The organism is Streptomyces sp. SID1328 (assembly GCF_009865595.1).
Taxonomy (GTDB): domain Bacteria; phylum Actinomycetota; class Actinomycetes; order Streptomycetales; family Streptomycetaceae; genus Streptomyces; species Streptomyces griseoluteus.
This window is the reverse complement of the sequence record NZ_WWKH01000385.1, coordinates 1-11551: the sequence shown is the minus strand read 5'-3', so window position 1 is coordinate 11551 and position 11551 is coordinate 1. Positions and strand designations below refer to the sequence as shown.

The following is an 11551-nucleotide window of genomic DNA, read 5'->3' as shown; positions in this document are numbered from 1 at the left end:
GACGGCGTGCTGCCCGAGGCCGTCGGCCGGCAGATCGAACCTTTGATGACCAAGGACCTTGACGCGGCCCGGGACCTCGCAGCCGCCCTCGGCGTCCCGACACCCCTCGCCGACGTGGTCCGTACGCAGGCCCGCCGCACCCTCCAGCTGGACGCCGAACCCGCCCCCGTTCCGGCCCCGGCGAAGGACGATGTCCACGCCTACGGCCTGCACATGATGGACCGGGTGTACGGCCCCGGCTTGAGCACCGCGGTCCAGGACGCCGACGACCCCTTCAGTGCCGAGACCGTCGATTACCTCTTCGCCCAGGTCTGGGGCCGGGAGGGGCTGTCCGTCCGCGACCGCCGACTGCTCACCCTCGGCGTCGCCGCCACCGTCGGCAAACCCGAACTCGTCCAGATCATCACCCACGGCGCCCTGGTCAACGGTGAACTGAGCGCCGATCAGCTTCGCGAAGCCGTCCTGCACCTGGCCGTCTACACCGGCTGGTGCAAGGCCACCGCCACCCACACCGGTGTCACCGCCGCGATCCACGCGCACACCGCCCAGCCCCCCACCCCGCAGGAGCAGAAGTGACCGAGACCTTCGTCAACCAGCCCGTCACCCGCGACCCCGGCGCCCCCCTCGACCCGCCGGCCGAGTACACCCGGCTGCGCGAGGACCAGCCCATCGTCAAGGTCCGCTTCCCCAACGGCTCCACCGGCTGGCTCGTCACCCGTTTCGAGGAAGGCAGCCAGGTCTTCACCGACCCACGGCTCAGCGCCAGGCGCCCACGGCACGACACCCCCGACGGCGAGGTCGCCGAGGCGGGCGAGGACGCCCCCTTCGACGCCGGTTTCGTGATGATGGACGAGCCCGAGCACGGCGCCTACCGCCGCCTGCTCACCGCCCGCTTCACCCCCAAGGCCGTGCAGAACAAGCTCCAGCCCTACCTCGACAAAATCGTCGACGAGCACCTGGACGCTATCGCCGCCGGCCCCGAGACCTTCGACTTCGTCCAGGCCATGGCCCTGCCCATCCCGTGCCTGGTGATCTGCGAACTGCTCGGCGTCCCCTACGAGGACCGCGACGGCTTCCACGAGGCCACCGTCGACCTCATGGACATGGCCAAGAGCCGCGAGGAACGCGACAAGGGCGCCCACTGGCTCATCGACTACATCACCCAGCTCGTCGCCGACAAGCGCAACGCCGGCGCTACCGACGGCATCCTCGCCGAACTCATCCACAAGACCGACGGCGAGGATGCGCCCCTGACCGAGAAGCAGCTCATCGGCCTCGGCGTGCTGCTGCTGTTCGCCGGACACGACACCACGGCCGCCATGATGGGCCTGTCCACCCTCACTCTGCTCACCCACCACGAGCAGCGCGAGCAGATGCTGGCCCACCCCGAGAAGATCGGCACCACGGTCGAGGAGCTGATGCGCTACCTCACCATCGTCCAGTTCGGCCTGGGCCGCGTCGCCAAGGAGGACCTCGAACTCGCTGGTGTCCAGGTGAGGAAGGGCGATCTCGTCGTCGTCGCGATGAACGCCGCCAACCGCGACCCCCGCGCCTTCACCGACCCAGACACTCTCGACATCGACCGCACGATGGCCCGGCACCTGGGCTTCGGTTACGGCGTCCACGCCTGCCTGGGCCAGAACGTCGCCCGCGCCGAACTCAGGACCGTCCTGCCCAAGCTCTTCCAGCGCTTCCCCAACCTGCGGCTCGCCACCCCGCTGGAGGAGGTCCCCATGGACTTCACCGGCACAAACTACGGCGTCCGCAAACTCATGGTCACCCGCTGAACCAGCCCCCGATTCGGGCACCGCTCCCTTTGCAGCGCCCTGCCTCCCCGTGGCGGACGGTGCGCTCCGGGGAGCGGCCCCGGCCGCGGGCATGACCCCCCGTTTTTGGTAGCGAAGGAGTCCCGCTCATGACTATCTCCTCCGAGCACGCCCCCACGTTCCCGCTGCAGCGTGGATGCCCCTTCTCCCCGCCCGAGGACGCCACCAGCTTCCGAGAGAGCGGCCGGCCGCACCGGGTGACCATCTGGGACGGCAGCACTCCCTGGCTGATTACCCGGCACGACCACATCCAGCAGCTTCTCGGTGCGGTCGGCAAGATCAGTGCGGACGTCACCAACGCCGGCTTCCCCAACACCAGCGACGCCCAGCCCGCCGTCGAGGGCAACATCTTCTTCCGCAAGGACGGTGCGGAACATCTCCCGGTGCGCCGCATCCTCAACCCGGACTTCACGGCCAAGCGCTCCGAAGCGCTGCGCCCGCGCATCGCCGAACTCACCGACCAGCTCATCGACGACCTGCTCGCCATGGACGGGCCCGTCGACCTCGTCGAGCACTTCGCGCTGGCCCTGCCTACCGTCGTGATCTGCGAAGTCCTCGGCGTCCCCTACGAGGACAGTTCCACCGTGCACGAGTCCTCGAAGAAGATGGTGCAGCTCACGCGCAGGACGAGAAAGTGGCCGCGCACCGCGCGCTGCACGAGCTGCTGGCCCGCCACATGGAGGACAAGCGCTCCCGGCCCGACAACGGGCTGCTGTCACGTCTGGCGAACACTCATGTCGACGAGAAGGGCGACCTGACCTTCGAACAGGCCGTGGGGCTCGGCGTCCTGGTGATCGGCGCCGGGCACGAGACCACCGCCAACATGATCGCCCTGGGCATCCTCGCCCTCCTGCGCGAACCCGCACAGCGCGACATCCTGCTCTCCGACCCGGCGGCGTATGCCTCGACCGCGGTCGAGGAAATGATGCGCTACTGGAGCATGGTGCAGACCGAACCACGCCGCGTGCTGACCGAGGACATCGAGGTCGGCGGCGTACTGCTGAAGACCGGCGAGGGCATCATCTGCAACCTGCCCGCCGCCAACCGCGACCCCCTGGTCTTCGCCGACCCCGAACGCCTGGACATCACCCGCAGCGAGCGCAAGCACATGGGCTTCGGCTACGGCGTGCACCAGTGCCTGGGCCAGAACCTCTCCCGCATCGAGATGCAGGTGGCCTGGCCGAAGCTGTTCGAACGCATCCCGGGGCTGCGGCTCGCCGTCGACGAGAGCGATCTGCACTTCCACGACGACGCCCTCACCTACGGAGTCGAGACCCTGCCGGTGACCTGGTGAGCACCTACGACACACCGGACCCGGTACGCGCGCCGGGCACGGACCATCATCAAGTTGGCCGAGCGCGCAAAGGCCGCCGTGTGGACCTCACCGCTCCCGGGGCTGTCCGGGTTCCCCGAGAACCACCCTCTGTACCAAGGCCTGCTCCCGCCCGGCGCCGGCTGGATCTCGGAAGAGCTGAAGGGCCACGACTTCGTCGTTGTGCTGGGCGGCCCGGTCTTCCGCTACTACCCCTACATCCCGGGACCGTATCTACCCGAGGGCACGTCCCTCATCCACATCACGAGCGACCCCGACGAAGCCGCCCGTGCACCCGTCGGGGACGCCTACGTGGCCGACGTCCGGGCCGCGGTGGAGGCTCTGCTGGACGAGGTCCCCGAATCGTCGCGCCCCGCCCCCCAGGCTCGGCCCGATGTACCGCGTCCGGAATTGGCCACAGCCCCGCTGTCGGCCGCCGACCTGTGGACGGCTGTCGGCCACGCCGCTCCGGCGGACGCCCTGTTCGTCACCGAGGCCGGTTCCAACGAGGTTCCGATCACGTCGTACGTACGGCCCGGCGCTGCCCTCTCCCACATGTCCGCTGTCGGTGGGGGCCTCGGATTCGGGCTACCCGCCGCTGTCGGCGCCCAACTCGCCGCCCCCCAGCGTCCGGTGATCGCCCTCATGGGCGACGGGTCGATGCACTACGCGATCACGTCCTTGTGGACCGCGGCCCATTACAAGATCCCGGTGACGGTCGTCGTTTCCTCCAACGACGAATATGGTGTTCTCAAGCAGTTCGCTGACATCGAGAACGCTGCCGCTGTCCCCGGACTGGACTTGCCTCAGCTGAACATCGTGTCCACTGCGGCGAGTTACGGCGTCGACGCTCACGAAGCCACCGATACGGACCAGGTCGCCAAGCTGCTCGGCGAAGGCGTCGCCGACCGGGGTCGCCCGACCCTCGTCAATGTCCGGACGAACAGGGTCAAGAAGATCGCACCCCGCCTGACGTGAACCCGCTCAACGCGGCAGCGACCCCGGCGAGGCTCCGCCGCCCCGTCCGTCGCTGCCGGGCCGGGCGGCAGGCCCGGCGACGAAGCCGGATAACGCAGCTTTCCTCACTTTCAGGCGGGCGACACCGTGGTGGGGCTCTTTTGATGCCATCGCGCCGGTTCCGTTGATCAGTCAGCGTGCGTGTCGAGAAATGCGACAGGCCCGATTCCGGCCGCCACGTCCTGGCCAACGCAATCACCCGGCTGGCGGCGGACCTGTGTGTTCGCCCCCGTTACCGAGAGATGCTGTGGCTCTCGCCCGTCCTGCCCGGCGTGCCCACGCCCTGACCGCTGCCCGCATCCATGCGACCTTGGTGTGCACGGGGAAGAGCTCGACGCTCCCGTAGCGCGGCAGCGTGCCTTCTGCGCCACCCGTGGTAAGGCGGTCGAACTACGGCGGCAACCCGAAAGTGCGGACGGCTCTGGAGAACCATGGCATCGGTTACGTCCTCGCGGTGGCCTGCTCGGCCGAAGTGCCCACCGCCGCAGGCATGTTCCGCGCCGATGCCCTGGCACGGAAGGTGCCCAGGCGGGCCTGGCAGAAGCTCTCGACCGGGCCCGGCGCGAAGGGGCAGCGGTTCCACAGAGGGGTGGACGCTGTTCCGGCGCAGCCTGCCAGGCTACGCCGAATACCGACGCCAGGGATCAGCCTCGGCGCGGGCCACTTCCGCGTCGTACTCGCTCGCGTCGAAGTCGAACTCCAACGGCCGGGCCCCCACGTGCGGGACCCGCAGTCCGACCAGTGGGCGACGTTTCCGATGCGCTGCACGACCACAGAGAGGAAGCCACAGCATCTCCCGGTGCACTCCGGCTCGCCCGACCGCACCCGGCGCGGCTCGCGGGTCGCTCGTAGCGGGCTGGGGAGGCCGAAGGGCAACGCTTCCGCCGCAAGCGGTCCGCGGCCCCCAGTGCCGACCGCCTGTTCCACAACGTCCTCGCCGGTGACCCGGAGGCGCAGTTGGGCAGGGAAGCGTGGTCCCGGCGGCAGCATCGTGATCTCCAACCGATCGAACATCAGGTCACCCTAGGACCCACCCGGTGCACGACCTGACAACGATCCGACTCTGCGGGATCAGTGCGTGCGGCGTCGCAGTCGGCGGCCGAGGAGAGCGACCGCGAAGCCAGTGAGCACGGAGACACCGGCGAATCCGGTCACGACTGCGGTGCGCCACGCGGAGCCGGTGTTCGCGAGCGCCGGGCGGTCGGATCCGGTCGTGGCCGCGGCGGTGGTGGCGTTGGCGGTGGCGGCCTGGACAATCAGGTCGGCGACGGCGCCAGGTTGCGCGACCAGCGACACGTGGCAGGAGTCGATCTCCACCGTGTGGGAGTGGGCGCGCCTGGCCTCGAACCGTTCCTGGGCCGGGTCGATGGTCGCGTCCTGCCGGGCGACGAGCGCCCAGGACGGGATGGTCTTCCAGGCCGCGACCTTGGCTGTCTCGGAGAACGCGGTGGTGGCGACGGGCCGTTGGGTGTCCGCCAGCAAGTTCGCCTGGCTCGCCGGGAGGCAGGCGGCGAAGACCGGGTGCACCTTGTCCCGCTTGAGGTAGAGGTCGGTCCCGCTGACCCCGCCACCCGCCTGGTAGGGCACGGCCTGGGTGGCGGTGCCGAGGGCGCTGGGGAAGCGGGTGGCCAGTGACATGCCGCTCTCGCCCACGTCGGGCATCAGCGCCGAGATGTACACCAGGGACTTCACCTGGGGGTTACCGGCCGCGGCCGTGCTGATCACGGCTCCGCCGTAGGAGTGACCGGCCAGCACGATCGGGCCCTTGATGCTCTTCAGCACCGAGGCGATGTAGGCCGAGTCGCTGTACAGCCCTCGCAGCGGGTTGGCCGGGGCCATGACCTTGTAGCCCTGGCGCTCCAGTCGTTCGATCACCCCGTTCCAGCTGGAGCCGTCCGCGAAGGCACCGTGCACCAGCACGATGGTGGGCTTCTCGCCGCTTCTGCCGCCGGCCGCAACGGCCGGGGCGACCGTGCCCGCGCACAGAGCGGCAGCAGCGAACCCCGCCGCCACGCGGGTGGGCCGTATTCGGCGCCGTGAGCCATGGACCACAGATTCCGTCATTCCGGTCTCGCCTTTCTCGGAGGCCTATGGCACATCAGCTTTCATGCCTTGGCGCCGCCCGGCCCGGCCATGGCCTCCAACCGGGTGAAACCGGGACTGCGAAACCGAGCGGTGGGGAGGTGCCCGCGGGCTCGGCGAGCGAGGACGCTGCGTGTCCGTAGCCGTGGGTTCTCGGCGCCGCGGAATCCCCCGAACGCGGCACGGGCGACGAGCGTGATGCAGATCCGCGGAGCATGTGGATCACGGGGATCACGCGGGCACCACGACACCGCGCTGCACCAGCGGCAGCGTGATCCGCCCGCTCCCGACGCCGAGTCTTCCTGTGGTCGGACCGGTGATCCATACGAGACTGCCTAGTGCTCCCCGAGCGCCTTGCCGCGCGGATCGGCCGTGCCGGCCGGTGGGGAGGGCGGCGGGCCGGTGAAGGCACGCAGGGCCATCTCGATCCTGATGTGCTGCAGCATGCGGTCAGCTGCCGACTTGGACACACCGAAGAGCGGCGCAAGCTGTCGCAACGTCAGGTTCGTCCGCCAGTAGGCAGCCACCAGTAGAACCCGGTCCTCAAGCGACAGTCCCCAGGGGCGTCCCGGACGTACTCCATCGGCGCCCTCGCGTCGCAGCGTCACGATCAACGTGCGGAATTCCCGCGGAGTCAGCCCCGTGAACGGGGGTATCCACGAGGCTTCCGACACCGCTGCAGGCGGCGACCGCACATCCCCGCCTGGCCGCAGCTGTCGCCCCGCTGTGCACCGGTGCCTCCCTCCAGCAACTCGCCACGCGACTACGACGACGCTGTGGCCACGCTGGCCTGCACGACCGCGCCCGCTACACCGACGGCTGGGCCGCCTACTCCGTACCACCCTGGGCAGGCATCTTCCTTAGGGCCGCGGCCTGCTCCACCCGACTCGTATCCGGCGAAAACCAGGAACTGCTCGCCGCGCCAGGTGACCGTGCGCACCTGCTGCGCGTGGCGGAGACGGCCAGACTGCGCCCGCCCCAGCCGCCCGCGCCCCGCCGCAAAGGTCCGGCCGACCGTGTGGAGTGGGACTGGCGCGAGCGGCAGGAAGCCGAGAAGTACGAAGCGATGCCAGCCAGGCGCACCAGTCCCTCGCACCCTGACGTGTCCCCTCGAAGGGGCAGGCTCAGCCGATCGAGAAGTCGGCGAACTCGACGTCGCTGAAGGCGATGTGCAGACTGTGGGCGCGGCGGCCCCATTCGCGGAAGTAGGCGTGTCCGAGCGCGCGGGCCAGGATCACCGTCTGCTGCTGCTCACCCGCGTCGGCATCCCGGGCGGCGAACAGCTCCCGGGCTACCTCTCCCGGTAAATCCAGGGTGATCCACCGCACCCGCGGGTCGTCCGAGGACCCTGCTGGCGCGGCGAAACCCAATCGTGCCCAGGTATGGAAGACGAAGCCCTCCGGCCTCGGCCCGGGCATGCCGACGGGCCCGTATCCGGGGCTGCTATCGAGCCAGGGCCGCTTCCTCGATCGCCCGGACCGGCATCGGACCCGGCGGACGACGCGCTCCGGCCTTCTTCGTCACCCACCGCTGCACAGTGCGCTGCGACACCCCCAGCACGTCGGCTACTCCCCGGGTGGAACCCTGGTGCGCCGCCGGCAAAAATCGCAAGCGGGCCCCGGTGCTTGAGGGAACGGGCCGGGTACGCAGCGCGCGCTCCAGCCCGTGCGCGATCTCTCCCACGTTCACCCCTTGATTGGCCTGAGGGTGCCTTCCGCGCCCGTGGTGTCAGGTCGCGCACACCCGGCGGCTCATGCCTGCCGGTTTCGGTGCCTTCGTGACAGCACCGACCGCCGTCGGCTACGACATCCGGGCACGTGCCGGTGAAGAGACGTGCCGCACCGTCTCCGGCCGGCGATGTTCATCCGACCCAGGCATGCGAGGTGTTCTCGGTGAGGGGAAGGCCAACGGGTCGGCTGGACTTGCTGACGGAGCCGGGGCTGGCGGACCGTCAGTCGGGGTGTGATGTCGCTCGGGTGCCCGTGGCTGCTATGGCTGTTCCATCACGGCCGAGGTTATCGGAAGCCACAGCCAGCCGCGGCGCGAGTGGTCAGTCCGTTCGGATGAGGAAGCGCTGGTCGGCCTCGCCGGTACATGGTTCTTCGATCGCTTCGGCTCCCTCGGTCGTGTCGTTGCCGACGATGCCGACGCACCGGTTGCTGTGGGCCGGGCGAAGCCGGAAAACCCTGGCGCTGTGAGCGACGGTGGGTTCCAGGCGGAACAGGGTGCCTTGCGTGCAGTCCTCACGGGGTTCGAGCATGCCCTTGATCTGGTCGTCGCCCATGACCGTCAGACATCCCTTTCCCATCTGGGGGTGGTGCCACTGGATGCGGTACAGGCCCTCGCCGACCGGTTCGAGGTAGGTGCGCGGCACGGCGGCCTGAACGCAGGGGAGTTGGACGGCAACGGCGCTGTTGTAGGTGCCGTCGCGGTCGCGTCCATCCGTCAGGCAGAGGTCGGGCGTGCGGGCGGGGCGGATGGTGACCCAGCCGTCCGCAGGAGTCCGGGCGGCGGTGGGAACAGCAGCAGCGCCCGGGGCATCGGAGCTGCCGGGGAGTAACTCCCAGGCGGCCAGGGCGACCAGCGGGACCATGAGTGCGGCCGCGAGCGCGAACGTGCGTCGCTTGGTCCGGTGGGGCTGCGGGCCCGTGGATTCGCCTGTCTGCAGTTGAGTTTGGGCCATGGTGTCGGCTTCGGGCATGGGGCTCTGCGCCGTGGCGGACACGGCAACGACATCTGCGGCGATCCGGTCCCTGGCGTCCAGCCAGGCGCCGACCCGCTGCCCGTCCCCGCAGGCGCGGACGAACGCGGCCAGCAGATCCGGTCGCGGCAGGCTCGTCCGTCTCAGGATGTCGGCCAGCGTGCTGCGCGCCAGCACGTCACCGTTTCGGGCTGCCTGCTCCTCCAGTTCGCGATATGTCAGCCCTGAACGCTCCTTGAGCTGCTGCATCGACTCGATGAAACCTTCAGCGTCTCGGGCTTCATAGGGCGACAACTCCCCAAGGTTCCCCATGAACGGCATCTTGCTGCGGCTTTGGCAGAAGGGACAACGGCGGATTTCGCCATGCCCGGCTGTCCGGGGTGGGATCCGGACAAGACTCTGACCGGCCCGGACAGCCCGCGTCTGTCCCGGACAGCCAGGGGCCGTTGCCCCGGCCCCTCAGCGGTCTGCAGTCTCAGTGGTGCCCGGCTGCTCAGTCGAGATGTCCCGGCTGACGGTGGGCTCTTTCTCACCTGCTCCTCCTGCCCGTGTAGCAGGGAGGAGCGCCAACCCCATCTGAGAGGAATTCTTCATGCGACTTCGGCATGCCTTTACGACCGCCGCACTCAGCGGTGCACTCGCACTCGGCTTCATGACGGTGCCCGCCCAGGCAGCGCCCGCATCCTCGACGCTGGCCTCTTCCGTGGCCGCCGCCGAGGACACCCAAGCGGTCACCTGTGGGAACGCGTACTGGCCGCACGGCAACTACGACACCGGCTCCGGCAAGGTGACCGTCTCCAGCGCCGCCGTCCACACGGGTCCCTACGGGGCGTGCACGACCGTGGGATCCGTGTCGCAGGGCACCACCGTGTACTACGACTGCTATGTCGTGAACGACTACGGCAACACCTGGACATGGATCCGCGACGGCAACGGGAGCAGCCTCGGCTGGATCTATGACGCGTACCTCGACGACAACGGCGCCACGGTGGGCTGCTGACATCGTGCAGTGACCCGGCCTGATATGTGTCCACCTGCCCATGGCAGCGAGACGAGTCCTGGGCAGGCGGACCAGGCAGATGATGTCGGGCCCTCACCCGGTGACGACCGCACCCGCGGCACCGCCCGCACGCATTCGCCTTCCCTTGAACCGGCCGGGCTGGAAGTGATCTGGTGCGGCATATGGGTCTCCACAACAGGTCGGGCCCTGTGCCGATCACGGCAACGAACCCGATAGTCCGGCCGTTTCCCTGTGGATAAAGTCCGGAGATCTCTCCTCTTCTGCGAACTGGGGCGAACTGGTGCTGCAGGGGTTGAAGCGGTCCCTCTTGTCGAGCCTGGTCGGCCTGACCACACCCGCTGGTCCAATCGTGGTCGGGCCGACCACGGACCCGTTGTCCGATTCGGCGGTGGCCCGTCAGCAGGAGGCGTTTCTCCTTGACCAACTTCGCTTCTGCCCGCCAACAGGTCACGGAGAAGGGGTGGGTGTCCACGATGGCCGCCACGCGCCCGCCGGAGGGCATGCAGCGGTCACTGAACCATCGGGGCGGCTCCCTCGCGCGGGCACGCCACCAGCCGTCACAGGGCCGGTGGAGGACGCCAACGCACAGCTCCGGTAACGCCCGCCTGGATCTGCTCCAGGACCTTCAGACGGCTCTGCGTGACGTCACCGTGCAGTGCGGTCAGCCCGACCGTCGGGTCATCGAGACGATCAAGAAGTGCGAGTTGCTGTCGTATCGCCTGCAGTTCCTTCATGGCGTCGCCGAACGCGTCTTTCCACCCCACGTGACCCCCTGACTACTCGGAGCATGCGACCGCCCATGTCTCCCCACCGGGACTTGAGGTGACGCGACGGTTTTCAGCCCTTCACCATCCAAGACCACCCTCACCGCCTCCTCGCTATACGTACGCGATTCGTACGGTAAAAGTACGCGAAAATTACGGTCCATGGAGTAGGGTCTGGGTCAGGAGGTGTTCCATGTCCGAGTTGTTCGACGCGGTCGACGCGCTGGTCGCGTCTCGCTCTCCGCTGCCGTCGGCCGAGGAGCGCAAGCGGCTGCGGGTCGCGCACGGCCTGACGCTGGATGACGTCGCTGGCGCGCTGAAAGTCCGGCGAGCCACGGTGTCCGCCTGGGAGTCGACGAAGAAGCCGACCGAGCCGCGTGGCCCCGAGCGTGAGGCGTACGCCCGGCTGCTCAAGCAGCTCGCGGAGCTCTACCCAGCACCTGCAATGCCGGAGAAGCCGGCTGCCTCGGTGCCCGCCGCGTTCACCGGCGTGCCCGTCCCGGCAGGCGAAATGCCGGAGGTTCCGGACGCTCTGATTGACGAAGTGGAGGCGTCCGAGGCTGCGGCCATGACTGCAACCGAGAACACCCAGACCGCTGCCTCTGTCGCCGCTGCTCCGGCCGCCGCGACCCGCCCGGCGAGCACCACCCGGGCGTCGTCGACGTCGCGCCGCCCGGGTGCGAAGAAGGCGGCCCCGGCCGGTACCCCGGCGGGCGGCGCCGACCTGCGGTTCGAGAACGGGCCGCTGGCGGTCGTCGACGTCGAGGACGGCAAGGTGCTGGCGTACTGCGTGGGCGGCCTGGTCCTGGACGTGCCCGCCAAGTCCCT

Annotated in this window: 11 protein-coding genes and 3 pseudogenes; 9 read left to right on the top strand and 5 right to left on the bottom strand. The window is 69.1% G+C overall.

Translation table 11 applies throughout. The annotated features are described in order from the left end of the window. The 7 genes and pseudogenes from GT030_RS11420 to GT030_RS11400 all read left to right on the top strand — a co-directional run. The coding region (locus tag GT030_RS11420) for a carboxymuconolactone decarboxylase family protein (RefSeq protein ID WP_161201000.1) at nucleotides 1–576 on the top strand (576 nt) is incomplete at its 5' end. Then, the gene (locus GT030_RS11415) at nucleotides 573–1787 is read left to right on the top strand and encodes a cytochrome P450 (protein ID WP_161200999.1); all 1215 of its coding nucleotides are present in this window, start codon (nucleotides 573–575) and stop codon (nucleotides 1785–1787) included. The genes GT030_RS11420 and GT030_RS11415, both read left to right, overlap by 4 nt. A gap of 128 nt (nucleotides 1788–1915) precedes the next feature. After that, nucleotides 1916–2584 carry a cytochrome P450 gene (locus GT030_RS36345; protein WP_237522318.1) on the top strand — a complete coding sequence of 223 codons (669 nt, stop codon included), beginning with the start codon at nucleotides 1916–1918 and terminating at the stop codon, nucleotides 2582–2584. After that, a complete protein-coding gene (locus GT030_RS37345) occupies nucleotides 2503–3120 on the top strand; it encodes a cytochrome P450 (RefSeq protein WP_346009612.1) in 618 nt (205 codons plus the stop codon). The genes GT030_RS36345 and GT030_RS37345 overlap by 82 nt, the downstream gene beginning before the upstream one ends. A gap of 30 nt (nucleotides 3121–3150) precedes the next feature. Then, nucleotides 3151–3471 (top strand): annotated as a pseudogene (locus GT030_RS37110) (benzoylformate decarboxylase); the annotation flags it as partial. Next, nucleotides 3451–4116: a thiamine pyrophosphate-dependent enzyme gene (locus GT030_RS37105; RefSeq protein ID WP_346009611.1), complete on the top strand. Its 666-nt coding sequence runs from the start codon at nucleotides 3451–3453 to the stop codon at nucleotides 4114–4116. The pseudogene GT030_RS37110 and the gene GT030_RS37105, both read left to right, overlap by 21 nt. A 430-nt stretch (nucleotides 4117–4546) precedes the next feature. Beyond that, nucleotides 4547–4738 (top strand): annotated as a pseudogene (locus GT030_RS11400) (IS701 family transposase); the annotation flags it as partial. Nucleotides 4739–5226: 488 nt separating this feature from the next. On the opposite strand, the gene GT030_RS11395 reads toward GT030_RS11400, so the two are convergent. The 4 genes and pseudogenes from GT030_RS11395 to GT030_RS11370 form a co-directional block, all read right to left on the bottom strand. After that, the gene (locus tag GT030_RS11395) at nucleotides 5227–6219 is read right to left on the bottom strand and encodes an alpha/beta hydrolase (protein WP_161200997.1); all 993 of its coding nucleotides are present in this window, start codon (nucleotides 6217–6219) and stop codon (nucleotides 5227–5229) included. Between the two features lie 428 nt (nucleotides 6220–6647). Continuing rightward, nucleotides 6648–6911, bottom strand: a pseudogene (locus GT030_RS11390) (transposase family protein); the annotation flags it as partial. A gap of 450 nt (nucleotides 6912–7361) precedes the next feature. Beyond that, nucleotides 7362–7565 (bottom strand): terminal protein Tpg-like protein, encoded by a 204-nt coding sequence (locus GT030_RS11380; protein WP_161200996.1) that lies wholly within the window; start codon nucleotides 7563–7565, stop codon nucleotides 7362–7364. A 722-nt stretch (nucleotides 7566–8287) separates the two neighbouring features. After that, entirely contained in the window at nucleotides 8288–9187 is a 900-nt protein-coding gene (locus GT030_RS11370) for an XRE family transcriptional regulator (RefSeq protein WP_237522317.1), read from the bottom strand. Between the two features lie 403 nt (nucleotides 9188–9590). Between GT030_RS11370 and GT030_RS35595 the strand changes: the two genes are divergently transcribed. Continuing rightward, nucleotides 9591–9938 (top strand): SH3 domain-containing protein, encoded by a 348-nt coding sequence (locus GT030_RS35595; protein ID WP_202459971.1) that lies wholly within the window; start codon nucleotides 9591–9593, stop codon nucleotides 9936–9938. A 578-nt stretch (nucleotides 9939–10516) separates the two neighbouring features. Here the strand turns inward: GT030_RS35595 and GT030_RS35590 are convergent. Continuing rightward, on the bottom strand, nucleotides 10517–10723 hold the full coding sequence (locus GT030_RS35590; protein WP_202459970.1) for a hypothetical protein: 207 nt from the start codon (nucleotides 10721–10723) through the stop codon (nucleotides 10517–10519). A gap of 193 nt (nucleotides 10724–10916) precedes the next feature. On the opposite strand from GT030_RS35590, the gene GT030_RS11365 reads away from it, so the two are divergent. Continuing rightward, the coding region (locus tag GT030_RS11365; RefSeq protein ID WP_161200993.1) for a helix-turn-helix transcriptional regulator at nucleotides 10917–11551 on the top strand (635 nt) is incomplete at its 3' end.

Excerpts from the sequence above, each read along its gene's own strand:
- GT030_RS11370 (WP_237522317.1), bottom strand. The coding sequence starts at position 9,187 with ATGCAGCAGCTCAAGGAGCGTTCAGGGCTGACATATCGCGAACTGGAG.
- GT030_RS37345 (WP_346009612.1), top strand. The coding sequence starts at position 2,503 with ATGGAGGACAAGCGCTCCCGGCCCGACAACGGGCTGCTGTCACGTCTG.
- GT030_RS36345 (WP_237522318.1), top strand. The coding sequence starts at position 1,916 with ATGACTATCTCCTCCGAGCACGCCCCCACGTTCCCGCTGCAGCGTGGA.
- GT030_RS11395 (WP_161200997.1), bottom strand. The coding sequence starts at position 6,219 with ATGACGGAATCTGTGGTCCATGGCTCACGGCGCCGAATACGGCCCACC.
- GT030_RS35595 (WP_202459971.1), top strand. The coding sequence starts at position 9,591 with ATGACGGTGCCCGCCCAGGCAGCGCCCGCATCCTCGACGCTGGCCTCT.